18 protein-coding genes are annotated in these 20,955 nt (G+C 50.6%); 7 read left to right on the top strand and 11 right to left on the bottom strand.

Annotated elements, in window-relative coordinates; translation table 11 throughout:
• Nucleotides 1-10: 10 nt before the first annotated feature.
• From CRP01_RS28835 to bcp, 3 genes are read left to right on the top strand one after another with little or no spacing between them, the layout of a single operon-like run.
• A complete protein-coding gene (locus CRP01_RS28835) occupies nt 11-628 on the top strand; it encodes a hypothetical protein (protein WP_099153533.1) in 618 nt (205 codons plus the stop codon).
• 59 nt (nt 629-687) lie between these two features.
• Nucleotides 688-2,412, top strand: a complete 1,725-nt coding sequence (locus tag CRP01_RS28840; protein WP_099153534.1) for a M23 family metallopeptidase — start codon at nt 688-690, stop codon at nt 2,410-2,412.
• Nucleotides 2,413-2,471: 59 nt separating this feature from the next.
• Complete coding sequence (gene bcp / locus CRP01_RS28845; protein WP_099153605.1) at nt 2,472-2,951, top strand: thioredoxin-dependent thiol peroxidase; 480 nt, start codon at nt 2,472-2,474, stop codon at nt 2,949-2,951.
• 64 nt (nt 2,952-3,015) lie between these two features.
• Here bcp and CRP01_RS28850 read toward each other — a convergent pair whose 3' ends face one another.
• The 10 genes from CRP01_RS28850 to CRP01_RS28895 all read right to left on the bottom strand — a co-directional run bounded on the left by CRP01_RS28850 (nt 3,016) and on the right by CRP01_RS28895 (nt 15,209).
• Nucleotides 3,016-4,938, bottom strand: a complete 1,923-nt coding sequence (locus tag CRP01_RS28850) for a LamG-like jellyroll fold domain-containing protein (protein WP_099153535.1) — start codon at nt 4,936-4,938, stop codon at nt 3,016-3,018.
• A gap of 163 nt (nt 4,939-5,101) precedes the next feature.
• Nucleotides 5,102-6,979 carry an ABC-F family ATP-binding cassette domain-containing protein gene (locus CRP01_RS28855; protein ID WP_099153536.1) on the bottom strand — a complete coding sequence of 626 codons (1,878 nt, stop codon included), beginning with the start codon at nt 6,977-6,979 and terminating at the stop codon, nt 5,102-5,104.
• A 267-nt stretch (nt 6,980-7,246) separates the two neighbouring features.
• Entirely contained in the window at nt 7,247-9,403 is a 2,157-nt protein-coding gene (locus CRP01_RS28860; protein WP_099153537.1) for a carboxy terminal-processing peptidase, read from the bottom strand.
• A gap of 412 nt (nt 9,404-9,815) precedes the next feature.
• Nucleotides 9,816-11,117: an aminopeptidase P N-terminal domain-containing protein gene (locus CRP01_RS28865; protein ID WP_099153538.1), complete on the bottom strand. Its 1,302-nt coding sequence runs from the start codon at nt 11,115-11,117 to the stop codon at nt 9,816-9,818.
• Nucleotides 11,118-11,212: 95 nt separating this feature from the next.
• Complete coding sequence (locus CRP01_RS28870) at nt 11,213-11,599, bottom strand: YkvA family protein (protein WP_099153539.1); 387 nt, start codon at nt 11,597-11,599, stop codon at nt 11,213-11,215.
• Nucleotides 11,600-11,990: 391 nt separating this feature from the next.
• Nucleotides 11,991-12,731: a DUF1573 domain-containing protein gene (locus CRP01_RS28880; protein WP_099153541.1), complete on the bottom strand. Its 741-nt coding sequence runs from the start codon at nt 12,729-12,731 to the stop codon at nt 11,991-11,993.
• Between the two features lie 135 nt (nt 12,732-12,866).
• The gene (locus tag CRP01_RS28885) at nt 12,867-13,586 is read right to left on the bottom strand and encodes a DUF1361 domain-containing protein (RefSeq protein ID WP_170110583.1); all 720 of its coding nucleotides are present in this window, start codon (nt 13,584-13,586) and stop codon (nt 12,867-12,869) included.
• Nucleotides 13,587-13,623: 37 nt separating this feature from the next.
• The gene (locus CRP01_RS42490) at nt 13,624-14,148 is read right to left on the bottom strand and encodes a hypothetical protein (RefSeq protein ID WP_170110584.1); all 525 of its coding nucleotides are present in this window, start codon (nt 14,146-14,148) and stop codon (nt 13,624-13,626) included.
• A 101-nt stretch (nt 14,149-14,249) separates the two neighbouring features.
• Nucleotides 14,250-14,552 carry a winged helix-turn-helix domain-containing protein gene (locus tag CRP01_RS28890; RefSeq protein WP_099153543.1) on the bottom strand — a complete coding sequence of 101 codons (303 nt, stop codon included), beginning with the start codon at nt 14,550-14,552 and terminating at the stop codon, nt 14,250-14,252.
• A 9-nt stretch (nt 14,553-14,561) separates the two neighbouring features.
• Complete coding sequence (locus tag CRP01_RS28895; RefSeq protein ID WP_099153544.1) at nt 14,562-15,209, bottom strand: hypothetical protein; 648 nt, start codon at nt 15,207-15,209, stop codon at nt 14,562-14,564.
• Nucleotides 15,210-15,467: 258 nt separating this feature from the next.
• Here CRP01_RS28895 and CRP01_RS28900 point away from each other — a divergent pair, with 258 nt between their 5' ends.
• The 4 genes from CRP01_RS28900 (at nt 15,468) to CRP01_RS28915 (ending at nt 18,947) form a co-directional block, all read left to right on the top strand.
• On the top strand, nt 15,468-16,508 hold the full coding sequence (locus tag CRP01_RS28900) for a sensor histidine kinase (protein ID WP_099153545.1): 1,041 nt from the start codon (nt 15,468-15,470) through the stop codon (nt 16,506-16,508).
• Nucleotides 16,509-16,848: 340 nt separating this feature from the next.
• The gene (locus CRP01_RS28905) at nt 16,849-17,484 is read left to right on the top strand and encodes a LysE family translocator (RefSeq protein WP_170110585.1); all 636 of its coding nucleotides are present in this window, start codon (nt 16,849-16,851) and stop codon (nt 17,482-17,484) included.
• Between the two features lie 134 nt (nt 17,485-17,618).
• Complete coding sequence (locus tag CRP01_RS28910) at nt 17,619-18,179, top strand: glycoside hydrolase family 73 protein (RefSeq protein WP_099153547.1); 561 nt, start codon at nt 17,619-17,621, stop codon at nt 18,177-18,179.
• A gap of 132 nt (nt 18,180-18,311) precedes the next feature.
• Entirely contained in the window at nt 18,312-18,947 is a 636-nt protein-coding gene (locus CRP01_RS28915) for a porin family protein (RefSeq protein WP_099153548.1), read from the top strand.
• A gap of 75 nt (nt 18,948-19,022) precedes the next feature.
• Here the strand turns inward: CRP01_RS28915 and CRP01_RS28920 are convergent, their stop codons facing one another.
• Complete coding sequence (locus tag CRP01_RS28920; protein WP_099153549.1) at nt 19,023-20,945, bottom strand: OmpA family protein; 1,923 nt, start codon at nt 20,943-20,945, stop codon at nt 19,023-19,025.
• Nucleotides 20,946-20,955: the final 10 nt, after the last annotated feature.

Raw genomic sequence — 20,955 nt, forward strand, 5'->3', positions numbered from 1 at the left:
AGGCATAAGTATGAAATACGTACTGGCTTGGATCATCAGCTTTAGTCTGCTCGCCTGCGGGCAGCGGACCGCTATTGACGATATCACGAATATTCCGGAAGTAAGCCCGGCGGACAGCGTTTACAAAAATGTCTACCAGAGCCTGCACGGTCTGTGGGTCGGCGATTTTGAGATCTACCTGGATGAAAGCGGCGCTCCGCGCGATGAAGCTCTGCTCTACCAGCTGACCCCATCCGTTCTGAACCGGCCGGAACTGAGATCGGTGGACGTGATCCGGGTACACCAGCGGTACGAATCCCTCACTCCCTTTTTTCAGCGGGTGGATATCGAAGATACGTACCGCGATGGCCGGGTTGTGGTTAGTTCCGGTGTCAATAAAGTGCAGGACGGTAAGATGTGGTGTGTAGTACACAAACCGGATGAAACCGTAATCCACGAGGGCAGCACCAAAGGCCCGGAGACCATCATCTGGCAACGACATGAAACGTCTCCCCAGAAGATCGAATATTTTCAGGAGACGGTATCCGACAACCGGTATACCATCATTGGCTGGGGCTACTACGAAGGCGACGACACCAGCCGGATGCCGCGGTATTGGTACCACGGACTTTACCGGCGGGATTACTAACGGCACCAAAGATCAAAATCGCCTCCAGAACCATTGATAACCTCAAAATTTCCAAGGCTATGTCCCGTATTGCTGCAACTATTTCATTTTTGGCGATCCTTTTCGCCGGTTCGTTCTACTCTTTTACCGGGGAATATACCGACCCCTACCCTACGGACTACTTTGCGCCGCCGGTCAAAGGCGTACTGCGCCTGAGCGGAACTTTCGGTGAATTGCGTTCCAACCACTTCCACAGCGGCATCGATATTAAAGGCGGCATCGGCGTGCCGCTGTATACGGTGGCCGACGGCTACATTTCCCGGATCAAGATCGAAGGCGGTGGTTACGGAAATGCGCTTTACATTACCCATCCCAACGGATACACCAGCGTATACGCCCACATGAACGAATATATTCCGGAGATAGAAACCTTCGTTAAAAGCCAGCAATACGCTAACGAAAGCTTTGATCTGGATCTGGAACTGGAACGGGATCAATTCCCACTGAAAAAAGGCGATAAGATCGGTGAAATGGGGACTACGGGTTATTCCTTCGGCCCACACCTCCATTTTGAAATGCGCAATACCCAAACGGGAGCGCCGATCAATCCCCTCCTGTTTGGCTATAAGGTTGCGGACGACCAAAGTCCACGCATGCACCAGCTCAAGGTATACGGCCTCAACGAACAGCTGGAAACTATTGATTCGGAGATCCATTCCCTGGTATCCAAACACGGTGGATACGGGGTACGGGGAGATACGCTGGTGGTAGATACCCGGCAGGCGGGTTTCGGCCTGAAAGTCTATGATCATATGACCGGGGTCAATAACTGGAACGGTATCTATAAACTGGATGTCAAATTGGAGGATTCCCTCATCTATCAGTTTGAAATGGAGACCTTCCCCTTCAACGAGACCCGCTACCTGAATGCCCACCTCGATTATGCCGAACAGGTACAAAATAAGGCCTATTTCAACCGTTGTTACCGGCTTCCCGGTAACCGCTTATCCATTTACCGGGAACAGCCGGAGGAGGGCGTAGTGCGCCTTTCCTCCAAACGCGCCAAAAAGGTAGAAATGATCGCCTCGGACCTGGCCGGTAACCAAAGCTATTTCGTTTTCTGGATTAAGCAAAGGCCCGGAAATGATCTGGAGGAAGAAAGCCTGCCGTATAATTATTTTCTGCCCTTCAATCAGGAAAGCGTGATCGACAACGGTTCTATTCGCGTCCATATTCCCAGGGGAGCACTTTACGAAAATTGCTACCTGCAGTACCAGTTAGTTACCGATCGATCCGATAATGTTTACTCATCGGTACACAAACTGCACAACGACCTTTTTCCCATTCACGAATATTTCGAACTGGCCATCCGGCCGGTCGTATTACCGGAAAGCCTGCGGGATAAGGCATTCGTTGCCCTGTGTGGAAATAATATCGTCAACTGCGGCGGCCAGTGGGAAAACGGCATGCTCACCACCCGGGTCCGCACCTTCGGTGATTTTTGCATTATGGTGGATGAAGTCCCACCCACCATTCGTCCGGTCAACTTCAGCTCCAACCTGAAAGGGGCCGACCGGATTGATTTTTCCATTTGGGATAACTTCCGCACGGGCGGAACCGCCGCCGGATTAAAATTCCGGGCTACGGTAGACGGCCGCTGGGTGCTGATGAAATACGATGCTAAAAATGCCCGGATCACCCACTACTTCGACGATACCATTCCTCCCGGACAGCACGAATTCCGACTTACCCTGACGGATGCGGTAGGAAATGAAACGGTATTCGAAAGAAGCTTTACCCGCTAAAACCTTTTCGGTCGCCGACTGTTTTATTCGCGTTTATCAGACGAAAAAATTTAATGGATATGGCTACTACTTTGAAGGTAGGTGATAAAGCGCCGGAATTCAGCGGGACTATTGAGAGCGGAGAAACGGTCTCTTTATCGGATTATAAAGGGAAAAAACTCATCCTTTTCTTTTACCCGAAAGACAACACTCCCGGCTGTACGGCCGAAGCCTGCAATCTGCGGGATAATTATTCCGAGCTGAAAAATGCGGGTTTTGAACTGTTGGGCGTTAGCCCCGACTCGGAGCGGAAACACCAGAATTTTATTAAAAAATTCAGTTTGCCCTTCCCCCTGCTGGCGGATACTGAACAGGAAACGCTGCAGGCTTACGGGGTTTGGGGACCCAAGAAATTTATGGGGAGATCCTATATCGGCGTCCATCGGACTACTTTTGTGATCGACGAGGACGGTGTTATTGAAGCGGTCATTGACAAGGTAAAGACCAAAGACCACACCGCCCAGATACTGGAAGTACTGGAATCCGAAAATGCCGGATAAGTGCTGGCCGGGTCCGGATCAGACCATGTCCCGACCCGGCCACCACCTTTCTCATCTTATCTGATCAGGGTAATACCGCCAGATCGCCCATCAACACTTCATTTTCCTCACATTCTGCCCGCACGCCGCGGATCATCCAGACTACGACGCCCCGGATGGTCTCTCCCCGGTAACGTCCGTCCCAGCAATCATCCGGATCCGAAGTCTGATATACCAGGGCTCCGTACCGATCGTAGATCAATAGCTTGTAATTTTCCACAGTAACCGCATTGGAGAACTGCGGTTGAAAGCAATCGTTGATGCCATCTTCGTTGGGCGAGAAGGCATTGGGTACGTATACGGTCTTGTCCGCAAAGGTCACGTTCACGGAATCCCGATGAATGCAACCCGCCGGGTCGGTATATTCGGCAATATACACGCCGGAAGTGCCGATGGTAATTTGCTGCGCTCGGGTACCGTCGTTCCATACCGTTTGTTCGCCCGGCCCGGAGAGGATAAAGGACTGGGCGCAGGTAACCCGATCTACCCCCAGAAAACCGGTCATCGGAAGGGCCAGTTCCACACTTACCCCGACAATTGAATCGCAACCGGCGGGCGTCACATAAGCAAATTCCGTACGGGTACCCGGCAGCAAAGGCATGCCGTCAAATACAGCCGGCACCCCTTCACAGGCAGAGATCACCAACTCCTCCCGGATCGTCGATCGCGGCACAACTGTCACCGTTACCACCGAATCGCATCCCCGACTGCTGGTCAGCAAAAAGGAGGCCGTATCGCCTACGGCCAGTTCCTCTCCCTGGTAGCGGGTCGTGCCGGCGGGGCAGGCTTCGAGCTCCACCGCAGCGGTAAGCGGCGGATAAAAGGATACCGCGAATTCATAAATGGTGTCGCACCCCATCACGGAGGCAAGGGTATCGCGGTAAGTGCCCTCATTGGAATAAGTCCGGTTATTGAAGACCACGGCTCCATCCGGACAGATCGTATAATCTGCAAACCGGTAGGCATACTCCGCCGGCCCCACGGCAACCGTATCGCTAAAAAAACGACAGCGCTCGCGCTCTGCGAGTACTGAATAGGTGCCAAAGGAAGACACCTCGATTGAGTTACTCATCACGCCGGTACTCCACAATACACTTTTATAATTTTCATAATCCAGGGCAAACGTAACTGTACCGTCACAGATCGCCCGGTCCGCTCCCAGGTCTACCGGATTTTTCAGATAATCGGCATAAGTGCTCGTATAGGGCGTATTGGCGGTACCCCCGACCGCCATGCCATCCTGTTCTTTGCCCAGGCTGGAATGATTGTGCAGGGGCATTCCGGGTCCTTTGCCCTCTTCTTCCATATCCAGATAAAGCAGCAATCCATTCTCATTTCCCTCGATGGGCATATTCATATATTTCTGCAGGGTAGTATCCAGATGCGCCGCACTCCAAAACCTTAGTTCATCGATCAACCCACTGAAGTAACGATTGATAGAGCCGTCTTCTTCCCGGTAGGCTCCGATCCGCAGGGGTTCCGCGCTGTCCTTGATCTGGCCGTATTCACCCTGGAGTTGTACCGATGATATGGTTTTTCCGTTGATCACCATCTCAGTTGAGTTGGGCAGGTGCCGGATGGCTACGTGGGTAAATTCGTTGGAGGGGATAACTTTGTCTACAGTTTCATGAATGCTGAGCAAATTACAGCTCCCGTCCAGGGAGTACACCCAACGCAACTTACCTTCATTCACCGAAAGCGAATATCCAAATTCTCCATTACACCACTGTTTGGAAAAAATCGCCTGCTCGCCGTCGATACAATTCGGCAGTATCCAGCACTCGATAGTCGTGAAATAATGATCATCCAGTATACCGAGGTAATGATCCGGTATTTCTGCGTAGTCGGTACACCCATTTAGTACCAGCACTTTTTCGAATTGGGAATAGCCGGACGGAATGGCCAGCCATAGGCAGATCAGAAGAGAAAGAACGCGGATCAGGCTCATCTTGAAGCGTTTTGCGGAAGAACTATCAGAGTAGTCAGTAAATACTGCCTATAAATATACCAATCGGAGGGAATATTTAATAGCTGACCGCAAAGGATTGGGCTTCAAATGCTAAGACTGGTCGCCTACCATCGGAAAGAAGACGCATCAATGGGGAATCGGATCAGGCTTTTTCCGCGTATTCCATCCAGAGCATTTCCTTTTCCTCGATCGTGGCTTTGAGCTCATCCAGTTCTTTGGCCAGTTCGGTGATCCGTTCGGGAGTCAACTGATCGGTTTCCAGGAATTTGGCTTCCAGCTGTTTCTTTTTTTCTTCGAGCTTGCTGATCTCTTTTTCCAGTTTATTCATGGTTTTCCGCTCCTCGTAGGTCAGGCCTTCTGCGGGTTTCTGTTCCTGCTCCGCTTCTTTTTTGCGTTGCTGTTCGGCTCTATCCTCCCGACGTTGCTGTCGCTCCCGCTCCTTTTGCAATACCCGGTATTCGGAATAATCCCCGATAAAGTCCCGGATCTGTCCTTCCCCTTCGAAGATGAACAGGTGGTCGACCAGTTTGTCCAGGAAATAACGATCGTGAGAAACGATGATGATGCAGCCCGGGAAATCGAGTAGAAAATCCTCCAGGATGTTGAGGGTCATGATATCCAGATCGTTCGTCGGCTCATCCAGGATCAGAAAATTGGGGTTTTCCATCAGTACCGACAACAGGAACAGCCGCCGTTTTTCACCACCACTCAGTTGGGAAACATACACCTGCTGCTGTTTGCGATCAAACAGGAAGCGTTCCAGCAGTTGGGGCGCCGTCAGCTTTTGGCCTTTATCCAGCGGAATAAATTCAGCGATATCCTGGATCACGTCGATCACGCGTTTATCCTCGCCCAGCTGGATACCATCCTGACTGTAGAACCCGAATACGGTATTACCGCCAACCACCACTTTCCCGGTATCCGGTCGGATCTCCTCGGTCAGAAGTTGCAGGAAGGTCGACTTACCTACGCCGTTGGGACCGACGATGCCCACCCGCTCTTTCTTTTGGAACTTATAGGAAAAGCCCTCAATGATCTTTATGTCGCCGAAACTTTTGCCGATATTATGCGCTTCCAGGATCTTTTTACCCAGGCGTTGCCCTTTGATATCGATCTGCAGTTCGCCCTCTACCCTATTGCCGCTTACTTTATCCTTCAGGTCATAAAAGGCATCCACCCTCGATTTAGCTTTGGTGGTCCGCGCCTGGGGCGAGCGATTTACCCAATCCAGCTCTTTTTTAAACAGTTTTTTATCCTTTTCCAGAGCGATGGCCTCGTTTTCGTGCCGGGTGGCTTTCTTTTCCAAAAATGCGGAGTAATTACCCGAATAGCGGTAGATCTTGCCGCGGTCCAACTCTATGATCTCATCGCAGACGCGTTCGAGGAAATAACGGTCGTGCGTCACCATAAATACCGTCAGGTTGGGCTGGGACAGGTATTCTTCCAGCCATTCGATCATATCCAGATCCAGGTGGTTGGTAGGCTCATCCAGGATAACCATTTCCGGTTCGTCGATGATCAATTTGGCCAGCGCCAGTCGTTTTTTCTGCCCACCGGAAAGCGTCTTCACCAACTGGTCCATCCGGTGGATCTCAAAACGGGTAAGTACTTCCTGAATGCGCGCTTCAAAATCCCAGGCCTTGAGGTCATCCATCCGGGTGATCGCCGCCTGGGCCACTGCCGGTTCCGTCTTGAACAGCAGAGTACGTTCGTATTCCTTAATAGCCTGGATCATCGGATTATCGGAATCGAAAACCGCTTCGAGAATGGTATGCTCTTCGTAAAAATCGGGATCCTGATCCAAAAACCGCAGATTCACACTGCGGTGCAGTTCTACCTTGCTGTTCTCTCCTTCGGGCGGTTCTTTTCCAGCGATCACCCGCAGCAGCGTTGATTTACCGGAGCCGTTTTTGGCTACGAGCGCGATCTTCTGTCCCTGATTCACTTGCAGGGAAATATTATCGAACAGCACCTTCTCGCCGTACATCTTACTCACATTTTCCAGTGTCAGGTAGTTCAAGGTCGTTGTATTTTAAGGTATTAATTGAAGAGCAGTGGGCCGTCCGGGCATCCGATACCGGCTTTTACGGCTACGGTAAAGAAAAACTATTTTTCCCATTTCAACAACCGACTGCAGGGCGGCTATTTCGGTTGCGAAGTTAGAGTCTCCGGAGATAATTTCCGGTTTTTAGTTGAAATATTATACCACTCAAAGAAAAGACCTCCCAATTCACCAGATGGAATTGAGAGGTCTTTTCCGCTTGAAGTCAGCAGAATTGGATCCGGATTAGTTCCGGCCCTGATCCGGCTTCAGCTGAGCTGCTTTCCGCACGCTTTCTTTTTCCAGAATATCGTGCATTACATTCAGCGTCTCTTCGATGTAAATATCTTTAGATTTCGATTCGATGAAGCTCTTGTTGCGGGCAACCCGGCTCTCATCCTTTTCGATCTCTGACATATCCACCGCCAGATTGTTTACCGTAGAAGAAATTCCTTCCTTCATCAGGTTACGGAAACTTTCGGAGGTTTCCTGCTGCTTTTTCTCACGCGCCTGATAGTCGGTGAACAACAGGGAGTATTCGCTATCGTCGCGCTGATCCTTGAACCAGCGGGCGTAATCTTTTACTTTTTGGAATTTGTCGTTGGCATCTACCCGGGCCATGCTGTTCTCCTTCAGATCAGTCATATAATCCAGATGGATCACATCCTGGCTGTAGTCGGTCGGTTCGATTTCCGTCCAGGCCAGTGGGTATTTCTGATCTTTCTCACCCGTTTTGATGTAGTGGTATACATCCGGCAGGATAATGTCCGGAGTTACTCCGCGCAATTGTACGGAACCACCGTTGATCCGGTAGTACTTCTGGATGGTCAGGTGCAGATCACCGAGCGGCTTGTACTGATCGAATCCGCGGATCGTGCGATCCAGGTCGATCACCCGCTGTACGGTACCCTTACCGAAGGTGGAATTGCTTCCCACGATCACCGCGCGACCGTAATCCTGCAGGGCAGCCGCCAGGATCTCCGAAGCAGAGGCACTGTTGAAGTTGGTCATTACCACCAGCGGACCGTCGTATTGTACTTTGGAGTCCGTATCTTTTAGTACTTCGGGAGCGCGGCCACGGGATTTCACCTGTACGATCGGTCCTTTTTCAATGAACAGACCGGACATATCCACCACTTCATTCAGGCCACCGCCACCATTATCTCTCAGGTCGAGAATAACGCCGTCGACGTCTTCGTCTTTTAGTTTTTCCAGCTCTTTGGCAACGTCCTTAGCGCAGGAGCGGCCGTTGCGATCGTTAAAGTCCACATAGAAGCTGGGCAGATAGATATAGCCGATGCGCTCGCCTTCACCGACACCGTCAAAGATCAGTGACTTGGCAAATACATCTTCCAGTTCCACCACATCGCGGATGATGGAAATCACCTGCTCTTCACCACCTTCTTTTTTGATGGTCAGTCGTACTTCCGTTCCTTTTTTACCGCGGATCATCTGTACAACATCATCCAGCACCATCCCTTTGATGTTGACGGGCTCGTCATCACCCTGGGCAACTGCGGTGATCAGGTCATTTGCTTCCAGGTCTTTTCCGCGCCAGGCCGGTCCTCCCACCACTACGCGGGTTACTTTGGTGTAATCACCTTCGGACTGCAGCGTGGCACCGATACCTTCCAGTTTACCGCTCATGCGCATATCGAACTGCTCGCTGTCAAATGGCTTGCGATAGGCAGTATGCGGATCGAAAAGGCTGGTAATGGTATTGAGGAAAGTACTCAGGCGGTCTTCCCGCTTGAGTTTGCGGAGCCGCTCGTAATAGCGGTCGAACAGTGTGAGTACTTCCTGGCGGGCATCGGCCTCCAATTCTTCTTTGGACTTGGCCAGGATCTCTTCATTACCGTTTTCTTTTTCCTGTTCTTTTTGCTGGGCTTCCAGTTTTTCGGCGTATTCCTGCATGACTTCGTATTTCAGGAAACGGCGCCAGTAGTCTTGCAACTCGGCGTCCGTGGCCGGCCAGCCGCGTTTCTCGCCGTTGAGTTGAACTTTTTCTTTGATATCAAAATCAAAAGGGCTGGCCAGGATCTCCTGATAATAAGCCTGCGTTTTCGTCAGTGCATTATCAATGATCTCCAGGGAAAGGTTGAAGAAGGTCATATCTCCATTGGCGGTCTCATCGTCAATTTCGAATTTGTACGCTTCCATTTTAGCGATATCTTCCTGCGTCAGCAAACGGCGGGCGCCGTCGATATCCTCCAGATAGAGGTTAAAAGCCTGCTCGGAAAAATTGTCGTCGATCTCTTTGGGTTCAAAGTGCATGTACTCGAGCCCCCTTATCAAAGTTCTTACTAAAACAGCTTCTTTTTGTTCGTTGTCTACCCATGGGAAATAAGCAGCGACTAGTAATACTAATGCTACCAGGGAAAAAAAGATTGGTCCTTTTTTCATGTTTGATTTTTTTTTTTGGGGAAACAGCCGGTTGCTATCTATTGTGGATTTACAATCCAACCATTCCGCTGGCCAATTTGAATTTCGTAAAATTCAGGCGTTAAGATTAATAAATTGGCACTCTTTAATCATTCACCATACTATTAACGGCATTCCTCAGATAAAAATACTTTTTTTTGTATAAAAAGTTCTGCTATAATCATGCCAAACCGGGTTTTTAACCTATTTCTAACGTTTCTGTGACAGATCATTAAAAACGGTGACCGGCTGGGGGTTTTTAGGTCGATGCGCCTCAACCGACGCTTCGGGGGGAGATAGTTGGCGGGCAACTATTTTGCACTCAGGCAAATAGCAAACTGAAAGTCAAATATTTAGCGATCGAACGTAGCGATACAGCCTCCATTTCGAATTCCTAGCCGACTACCGCTGCATTCATCAGCATTTCGATCTCTTCCGCTTCGATGGGAATACGGTCCATCAGATCTATCGGAGCGTGATCCGTAACCAGGATATCGTTTTCCAGGCGAATGCCGAATCCTTCTTCCGGGATGTAGATCGCCGGTTCGCAGGTAAACAACATACCCGCCTGGATCGGATCGTAGCGGTTGGCCAGATCGTGCACGCCCAGGCCAAGATGGTGACTGGTACCGTGCATAAAGTACCGCTTGTAGGCCGGGCGTTTCTCGTCCTGGTTCTTAATATCGGTCTTATCCAGCAAACCCAGGTCCAGCAATTCGCTTTCCATCAGTTTGCCGACTTCTTTTTGATAATCGTCGAGTGTCAGGCCCGGCACCAGTAGGTTACTGGACCGGCGCAACACCCGCAATACGGCATCGTACACCTTGCGCTGCCGCTCGGTAAAATGCCCGCTTACGGGAATGGTGCGGGACAGATCGGCGGCGTAATTGGCGTACTCCGCGCCAAAATCCAACAGAACCAGTTCACCGGCCTGGCATCGCTGATCATTTTTAATGTAGTGCAGTACGCAATTATTCTTTCCGCTGGCGACGATCGGCTCGTAAGCGTGGCCGTTGGCGCGGCGGCGGATGAATTCGTGCGTGATCTCCGCTTCCACTTCGTATTCCATCACGCCCGGTTGTACGAACTCCAGCACACGCTGAAACGCATGGCCGGTAATGTCGATCGCATGCTGGATGATCTGCACCTCCATCGGATGTTTGATCATCATCAGTTTCTTCAGAATGGGCTGCGCCCGGTGGAATTTATGGGCCGGATAGCGGCTCTGCAGTTCCCGGGTAAACCGGAGATTTCGATCCGCCACGTCCGAATTAAAACGGTCGTGTTCATTCAGGTTGACGTAGACGCGTTTGGCCAGGAGGATCAGCTCGTGCAGGATCACCTCCATCTCGTCCAGCCAGTAGATCTTTTCGATACCCGATACCTGTCGGGCCTGCTCTTTGGTCAGCCCCTCCCCTTCCCATACGGCGATCTGGTCGCTGGTACGGCGAATGAAGGCCAGCTCGTGGAAGCCATCCTTGATACAGTCCGGGAAGAGGATCAAAACCGTTTCTTCCTGGTCCAGGCCAGAGAGATAAAACAAAGAGGAATCTTGCCGGAACGGGTAGGTGGTATCGCCATTTCTGGGCATTCGATCGTTCGAATGAAAAATAGCAATAGAATCCGGACTCATTTTTCGCGTAAACCGCTTACGGTTAAATCTGAATAAATCGGAGCTCAAAGGTTCGTAACGCATGGTCGTCAAAGTGATTGAGGCGACGGTCGGCGGCGAACGGTCAGCAGTTTGAACAAGCTCAGGACTGCTGACTGTCAACTGCCAACCGGCAACTATTACAGTTTTTTATCAACAGCTTCCAGGTCCTTAGGGTCATACTCACCAAACCACTTTTGCAGGTGGCCCCGGGCCTGTTCACGTACATCGCCATTGATATAACTTGCGATGGTCACCAGACCAAAGCTCAACCAGCCGATATCATCGGTCAGACCAATGATCGGAGTGAGGTCGGGAATAGCATCAATGGGAGCAAGAAAATAACCAAGTACACCGAGGACGGTCGTCTTGGCCCAGGCCGGAGTATCTTTTCGCCGGTAAGCGTAGAAGAGCAAAAGGGCGGAATAAACCGTTTTGATCCCCGCCTGCTTGGCGAAATGTTGTATTTTTTGCCAGAAACCACTTTCGGAAAAGCGGTCCACGTATGGCTTCAATTTATTTTTCATGATGGCTTTTCTAATTGAACGCATATGAAAGAACAGTGATTTCCTCCGTTCGTTCAAATACTAAAATAGGTATTTTTTGAATACCTCCTTCACTTTTAACAAATTGAAAATAAATCTTAGCCAAACAATAACAGACGATTTTTCTACAAATGCTAGAAAAATCAGGATAGGAGCCGCGCCGTGCGGCATGATCTTAAAGGGTAAAAAATCGGGAATAGCGGGGAGGGGATGAGCGGGCATTCCACCTTATTTTTGACTGCCCTATACTTCAGGCAGGAAGCGGTCAGTCTGATTCCCCGGCAGCTTTAACCGACTACGATTTAAAGAGGGGACAGCGCTACATCGGCATCTATTTCCGCCGGCAACCCTGTCCCCCACTGTGGCACGATGATTAATTCACGACCACGAAGCAACGGGTTTCCGGCTTGCCCGTACCGATCTGCACATTGGCCATATAGGTACCGGCCGGATAGTGCGCTACATTAAATTCAAGGGTACCGTCGATAGCTTCGATAATACGCCGGGCCATCAACTGGCCGCTTTTGGAGAAAATACTGATGGTTGCCGGTTTGCCGAGGCTGGATTCTTCCATTTTCAATTTGAGGATCTCCGAGGTTGGATTCGGGAAAATGGCGAAACAATCGGGGCTCAGTTCCGATTCCGCCGGGGTCGACTCATGGATGGAGAGATCCGCACCCGGCTGGACCTCCACTTCTCCGGTCAGGGCCAGGAAAGTCTGCGGCGGTTCGGTATTGGCCGTGATGGTGATACGCTGCATGCGTTTGCCCATTTTACCTTTCGAGTTGAATTCAACGGTTATGGACGCGGACTCGCCCGGCATAATTGGCTCAATGGGCCACTGCGGAACGGTGCATCCGCAACTGCCTTTGGCATCGGAAAGTACCAGGGGTTCGTCACCGGTATTGGTAAAAGTAAAGATCTGCGAGACTTTAGTCCCTTCGGCTACCGTGCCGAAATCATAAGTAGTCTCCTCAAATTCCATTTTGGTGACCGGTCCGGAAGGTCGGGGAAAGCGGTCGATGGAGGGCATGTCCTGGGCCGGCAGGACGAAAGCGAAACACAAAAGTACGGCTGTGATCAGCCAGGAGAAAGAGCGGGTCAGGGATTGCATATATTAGGGTTTGGTTAGAAAATCCAGGGGTATTGAAACGCCTGCTGGCAGGCGATTTTTTAGTTGTAATGAAATTTCCGAACGATTTAGTTCCGGAAAACTCATTTTTAACTTTTGCCCGGAATTTTCCAGCCTTCACCGCATTTCCCGAATCGTGGCAAACCCCAGGAACAACAATACCGAGAGCAGGAGCCCGGACCCGATTGCCGGCCAGTGTACAGCCGGATCGGCAAATATGGATCCCAGGTCGGCCACCAGTGCCCGGGGGCTGGTCAGGACATCCCAGCTATTCCAGCGCAGGAAACGACCGATGTAGATCCCCAGCCCGGCCAGCAACCATACCCCGGCCGTAATGAGATTGCTCATTACCGGCCCCCATTGATCAAAGCAGTGTTTTTGGATCCGGATCAGGGACAGATAGCCGAAGATCAGCCCGGTCCAGGCGAAGGAGAAGATCGTCAGCATATCGTACCACAGCGGCACGGGCAGGCGCTCCTGCAAATGCAACAGATCGGTAATGATATACGGTGCATTTGGAAAAAACGGCAACCAGGCACCAAGCAGGATATACCGCCACCAACGTGGCTGCTCCGGGCGGATCAGCAGGGAGATCCCGTAGGGCACCCAGGCCAGAAAAAGGTTCCATACCAGGAACAGAAAACTGGGCCCTCTACCCTCCGCTAAAAGATCCGTATAATGCCGGACGCCCCACCAGTGATCCGTCAGATGAAGGTTGCGGTACAGGATCAGGCTGCAGTTAAACAGCACCGTCAGGGTCAGGAAAATAGTGAGCCGGCTTACTTTAATCTGGCCCGGTCGGAAAGCAGGCAGATAAAAAGAGGTGGTCTTGTGCATTGCATTTGGTTTTTGATCGTGTGCGGGTATTATTGGATTAAAAATCGGGGAAACTATCCAGCTTCTCCCCGCGGATGAAGGCCCGCATCTCTTCGAGGGGTTCACCCAGCAGGTATTCAAAATACCAGTGGTGGAACCGGCGCAAACCCCGTCCCCGCCGGTAGGCCGTGCGAAATCGCGGCCAGTATTCGGGAAAAGCAAGCCAGGCAATGGCACAAGTACCCATAACATAGAGAGAGCGCTTTCCACTGCCCAGCAAGCAAAATTGCATTTCTGATTCCCCCGCCACGGTGGTGTCGTATTCCAGCAAGACGTGGAAAACATCGTGGTCTTCAAATCGGGGGATGAGTGAGATCCGGTTATCGGTCAAAAAAATGCCCAATGCCCGACCGAGACTTCCGGCTTCGTAGCGCAGCAGCCGGGCCGTAGTGTGCTGCCAGGCCGGCCGGCGCCGGCGAAACCAGCGTTCGTATACCGGATGGGTGATCCCGACCAGCCAGATCATTAGCCGTTCGCGTAAACGAATTCCATAAGAGAGTGCTTCTGCGTCCGAAGTTTTCATTCAAAGTACTTTGTTATTCAAAGTTTATAGACAAAAAAATATATCATTCAGTTGTGCTCCCGGGAATGACTTCTTCGAAGTGTGCTCCCGGGGCGTATTTGTCATTCGACCATTTTCAGGATGGCTTCCAGCGCGTTCAAATGATCATTGAAAGCCTTTTTCCCCGACGCCGTGGCCCGGTAGGATGTATTCGGCTTTCGGCCGACGAACTGCTTTCGTATTTCAATGTACTTTTCTTTTTCCAGGGCCTTCAGGTGGCTCGCCAGCGTGCCGTCCTTGATGTCGTCCAGCATTTCCTTGAAGCCGTTAAAATCCATCCACTCGTTCACCATCAACAGCGACATGATCCCCAGCCGAGTGCGGTGATCGAATGCCTTATTGAGATTGGTGATAATATTTTTCATAAAAGTTCCTTAGGCTCGCTCGTATTTGAAGTACATCACGCTGCCGTACAAAATATGCAACAGGCCAAAACCGATCGCCCAAAGTTCCAGACCGTAGCCCAGTTGGAAAAGTCCGATCATACCCAGTATGATCTCACTAACACCCAGATAACGAATATCGTTGAAGGTATACTTACTGGCATTGATCAACGCCAGACCGTAAAAAACCAGGGTGGACGGGGCGATCAGGCCGACAAAACCGTGAGCGAACAAAGCTAAACAAAAGATTCCACCCGTGATAAGCGGGATCATCAAATTTATCAACAGGCGGCGGGTCAGCGCATCCCAGATCTTCTGCCCTTTGGCCCGGGCTTTCCGGGTGGTAAAGAACACGCCCGCAGCGAAGGCCAGTACCAGTACCAACAACCCATCCAACAGGAAGAAACGCACGTAATCGAGCCCCCATTTTTCGCTGTTCCGGGCCGCCACATAATACGCCTGTTTCTGATCGAAAGGACTGAGGTCCAGATACCAGTATACGGCGGAAGCTCCCAACAGGGCGATCACTCCGGCGGCAATACCGGATAATCCACTCAGAGAGATGAAGCGGCTGCTCCGCTCCATCATGGAACGGATATCCTGCAGGGCCTCGAAATGTTTCTTATGGCTTTGAGTCATGGTAAAGTACTTTGAATTGCAAAGTAATGTAAAAATGCTGGCATTGTCAAGTAAGTGTTGACCCTATCTGTAGAAAATAAGTCGGCAAATCAACGATTCAACCCGGCAAAACGACAATTCAGCGGATTCGGCGGGTAAGCGGACGAAAATCTGCCCAAATTTGTTGTAAATAAATCACCACCGTACGCCCTTATTGCATTTAGCCGCTTAACCCACTGTTTTGCGGAAAACAATTTTAGATATCTTTGTCCCAGGCATATGATTAAACGCAGAAAAAAACGGGAATTACTTGGCTTCAATGATCTCTGGCTCGTCCTGGCCGGCGTACCGGTGATCTCATTTTTGGTGCCCCTGCTTTTTTTTGATGCGACCCTCAATAACGGACTGGCCGATTATCTGCCCAAATGGGGCGTCTCTTTTTTGTATACCACTTTCTACTGGATCCCCGTACGCTGGGCACTGCTCGAATTGCGCTGTAAATACCGGGATGCGGACAGTACCGCCAAAAGGATCATTTTTACCGGCCTCAGTATTATTCTGATCTTTTTGATCGTAAACGTACTGATGAGCTATATCGAAAGCTGGGTGGGATTTGACCACCCCAAAGGAGTCACCCAACTGGATTACAATGTAGCCTCCTTCACCATTCTGGCGCTGGTGACCACTATCTACGAAACCATCTTTTTCTACGCCCGCTGGAAGGAAGCGCTGCTGGAGACCGCTCAGCTCAAACGCGCCAATATCGAATCCCAACTCGAAGGGCTGAAAAGTCAGGTCAATCCGCACTTCCTGTTCAATAGTCTGAATACCCTCACTTATATCATTCCCGAAGATCCGGATAAAGCGGTACATTTTGTGCGTCAGCTTTCCAAGGTCTATCGCTATATTCTCGAAATTCGCGACCGGCAGCTCATTCCCCTGGCGGAAGAGCTGAATTTTATGAAATCCTATCTCTTTCTGCTCAAAGAGCGTTTCGGTGACAATATCTGCATCCGGAAAGCGATACCCGATGAACACCTACAGGATAAGATCGTGCCCCTTTCCCTCCAGATCCTGATGGAGAATTGCGTCAAGCACAACATCATTTCCAAACAGCGGCCACTGGAGATCGACGTGTATATCGAGAATCATTTTCTCGTTGTTCGCAATACCTTACAACGCAAACACCAGGAGACTTCCTCCACCCAGATCGGCCTCCAGAATATCCGCAACCGCTATGCCTTTTTTACCGATGAAGAGGTGGTCATTCAGGATGAGAACGGTTTTTTCCAGGTGAGCCTGCCATTGATCCGGAAGTAGGTCCAATTTGGGCAACTTGACCGCATTCCCTACCTTTGTGTTGATGGCAGATGATCGGAAGAGCTGATCTTTTTCACAAAAGCATATCGGACTACTGGATTATCGGTGCATCATAATGCTAATCAAGAGCAAAATTGTGCATACTTTTCATCGTCAGGCTCTACGATAGTCAGGAGCCGTTACTAAAAGATCATGGGATTGATCGTCGACAGTCCCACCCGGCGTGCTCCGCATAAGTTCGCCTGTTTGTGGAGCAAAATTTGCCGGTGCTGATCTTCTTTTGAAAAGCTCCGCGGTGAAATGCAGCCCTTGGTTGGCCTCATCCTATTATTATTTTGAGGTGGCAAATCTTTGGAACGGCATACAACTGGGGCTGGCACTATCACTCATTACGGGGCCCATCCTGTTTGCACTGATTCAGGCAGGAGTAGAACGAGGCTTTCGGGCCGGTGCGGCTCTCGGCGCGGGGATCTGGATCAGTGATCTGCTTTTCATCCTCACGGTGTTTATGAGCAGCGCTTTCCTCGAATCTATCGTTTCTAATGATAGTGTTCTTCGCTGGTTAGGTATTATCGGCAGTATCATCCTTATGCTTATCGGACTGGGTACACTCCTTTCCAAGCCTCCCAAAATGAAATACGTTGCCGAGATCGGCACCCAACGATCCCCCTACCATCTACTGTGGCTGAAAGGTTTTGCGATCAATACCTTCAATCCCTTTACCTTTTTCTTCTGGATCAGCGTAATGACGGGTATTGTGCTGGCAAAAGACCTCGATCAATCGGACGCCACTCTATTCTTTACGGGCATATTAGGTACCATCATCCTGACGGATCTCACAAAAGTCATTCTGGCCAAACGCATTCGCCGGTTCCTGAAATGGAAGCATCTGGTGTGGTTGCGTCGCATTGCGGGCATCGCATTGCTGCTCTTCGGCGTTGTGTTGCTGGGCCGGGTACTGTGGGAATTCGCCTAGGCCGGAAAGTGTTTTTTACTTTCCGGAATGAAAAGATCTTATCAGGACCGGCCGAACGGGTCGTTTGTCCGAAAATAAAGATTTTTTTACCTTGAAACGTATTAAAATTGGTGATAATAAACACAAAACCTTCCATGAAACGACGACATCTTTACCAACCTTTCTGCCTATTGATGGTCTGCCTGTTCTGCTGCAGCTTCAACGCCCAGGACCCAACGCTCGACTTTCCGGAACGCCCTTTCAAAGTGAAAAGGTACCTCTGGAAATATCGCTATTTATCCGTCGAGCTCAATCAGGCCACCTCCATACCGATCCCCATCATTATTGCCATTGCCGGACTGGAAAGCAACTGGGGTACCAGCGACCTTGCCCAGAATGCCAATAACCATTTCGGAATCAAAGCCAAAAATGCCTGGGAAGAACGCTACTGTAAAAGTACCCAGGAGTACTGGGGGTACTACGGTGGGTCAGCCCAGCAGTGTTTCCGAAAATATAAGCTGATCCGGGAAAGCTACAGTGATTTCGGGATATTCCTCACCCAACGCGATCCCTACCGTCAGTTGCTGCGCTACGCGGAGTGGGACTATCCGAGCTGGGCCTACGGACTGAAGCAGTGCAATTACGCCACTGACCCCTTCTATGCGGAAAAGATCGTACGCATTATTGAGGAATACCGCTTGAATGAAGTGCAGTAATCATCTTATGATCTGATTATCAGATGATTTAATGATCTGATAGAGTGTGATTTTCATGATTTTTTTTACCCGTTCGAACTTGGCCCCGGTTCCCGCTGTTTCACAACAAAACCAAATAAAACAGAAATAATCATGAAAAACAATCACGTAATGCGAGCACTAGTCTGTGCCCTGTGCTTATTGTTTGCAGCAGGTGTAGGCTTTAGCCAGGCAGGTTTTGGTGCGAAAGTAGGATACAATTATTCCAATGTAACCGTTGATGCCAGTGACCTGGATATCGATACCGAAGGTAAAAGTGACCTAAGTATTGGTCTGTTCTTTGAACTGCCCGTTTCGCAGGCATTTATTATCCAGCCGGAGCTGACCTATATGGGTCGTGGTTATAAGATCGCCGGTAACTCCCTGGTTTCCGACGGAACCTATAACGTAGCTTATGTTGACGTTGGTGCCCTGGCCAAACTGCGCTTTGGAGACGGTATTGGTTTCTACATCGGTGCCGGTCCGTACCTGAGTTATGCTATCGCCGGTCAGATCAAAAATGACCAGAACGAAGTAGATATCGATTTTGACGTAGATAATTACAAGCGTTCCGATTTCACTCTGGCTACTGCCCTGGGTGTAGAGTTCGGAAGCCGCGATGCACTGCGCTTCTTCGTAGACGGCCGTTACCTGATGGGTCTGAACGACCTTGACGACAGTGACCCCACTACTTTCTCTCGCAGAAACCGCGTATTCGGAATCAACGGTGGTATCATCGTACCGCTTTAAATCGACGCGAAAACACCATAAAAAAAGTCGTAAACCTCTCGGGGTTTACGACTTTTTTTATTGCTATACCGATCTTTACCAGACCTCAAACTCGGTTCGGCGATTTTTCTGCCGGCCTTCGTCCGAATCATTACCCGCAATGGGCCGCGTTTCCCCGAATCCTTTGTATTTCAACCTTTCTCCGTCCACTCCTTTCTCGATCAGATAGCTGTAAACCGCCCGCGCCCGGGCTTCGGAAAGCTGTTGATTGTCTTCATCACTGCCCACATCATCCGTATGTCCGTTGATCTGGATCCGCATGTCAGGATTGTCTTCCAGCAGGCCGAATAAACGATCCAGCTCATTGGTGGAACTGGGCAACAATTCGGCGGAAGCCGTGGCGAAAAATACATTCTTCAATACGATCGGCTGCCGGTCTTCCTCCGTCATTTCCGCGGCCGGCTCGATGGGTTGCAGCGGCACATCCAGTTCGAAGGGATCACTCAGATCGGCTTCCTGCAGGGCAAAATTCTCGGAAAAGAACAGATAGCCTTCCTTATTTACATTGAGCGCATAATCCCGGCCCGCCGTCAGGCAAACCAGGTAGGAACCATCATCGCAATTGGCCACGATGGCTACCGGCCGCCCCGTTGCCAAATCGATCAGTTCGGCCCGGGCGCTGATCATTGCCTCCGTTTTACGGTCATAAATATGCCCCTGCACGTAAGTCACCGGTAATGGGGCGATCTCCGGATAGACCGGGAAAGTGAAGATATCCAGGTCTTGTACGCCTTTGGGACTTTTGGCAAAAAAACCGGCTTTACCGTCCAGGCTAATACTAATGGCCCCTTCGTCATCCGGGGTATTGATCGGGTATCCCAGGTTGGTTACTGGGCCCCATTGCCCGTCTTCCTGCAGTTGAACCCGGTAGAGGTCAATTCCACCCATTCCCGGGCGGCCGTCCGAACTGAAATACAGCGTGCGACCGTCGGCGTGCAGAAAAGGCGACTGGTCGTTGCCGGGTGTATTGATGGCTTCGCCCATATTGACCGGTTTGCCCCACTTGCCGCTCAGGCTGCGGCGACAGGCCCAGATGTCATTCCCGCCGTAGCCGCCTTCGCGATTACTGACAAAGATCAGCAGACTGCCATCGGCACTCAGGGTGGGCTGTGCCTCCCAGGCACCGGTATTCAAGCTCCCCTCGATCTTGGCCGGTCTCGTCCAGTTGCCGTCGCATTTTTCGGAATAAAAAAGATTGCATCCGCCCTGATCGGGGCCGGACTGGCAAAAGGTAAAAACCATAAGTCGACCGTCCGCAGAAATACTCTGCGCTCCTTCGTTATAGGGAGTGTTCAGCGCAGCGAGCGGTTGCACGTTCGCCCACGCGCCATCCTTTTTCTCGGCTACGTAAAAATCTTCCTGATCCCCGATCCGGCGGGTGAACACCAGGGTATTACCATCCGCACTCAGCAAGGGCAGATATTCCAGATCAGGGCTACTGATGGGCGCTCCGATATTTTCCGGAGCAAAGGGAATGGGTTTGCGGATCGCTTCGGCCGCAAACCGCGCGTCTTCCAGATGTTTTTTGGCCCGCTCTACGAGCGATTCCCGTTTGTAACCACTGCCGATAAAACGTTCCAGCAGATCGGCAGCAGCGGGAAATTTTTCCAGTCCTTTCTTGGCCAGCGCCAGCTGGTACAGTACCAGCACGTCGTATTGCTGCTCCAGGGCGAGTACTTTTTCAAGATCGCTTTCCGCAGCCGCGTAGGAACGGGTATCATAATGGATCGTACCACGCATGTGATAGCCTTCCGTAAAATTCGGCGCATCTTCCAGCAGTTCATTCAGGTCCCGGATGGCGGCGTCCAGACGGCCCTGACTGTTGCTTATCCGGATCTGCTCGTACAGCTTTTGTTGGCGTCGACTGAGGTCTTTCGCACTTTGCCCTTCCTGTCCGAAAAGCGATTGCGTAAAAGCAAAAGCAGAGATCAGGGTCAGTATATAAATCGTTGTTTTCATGTTTTTTTCA

Origin of the sequence: Flavilitoribacter nigricans DSM 23189 = NBRC 102662 (assembly GCF_002646595.1) — a bacterium.
Classification (GTDB): Bacteria; Bacteroidota; Bacteroidia; order Chitinophagales; family Saprospiraceae; genus Flavilitoribacter; species Flavilitoribacter nigricans.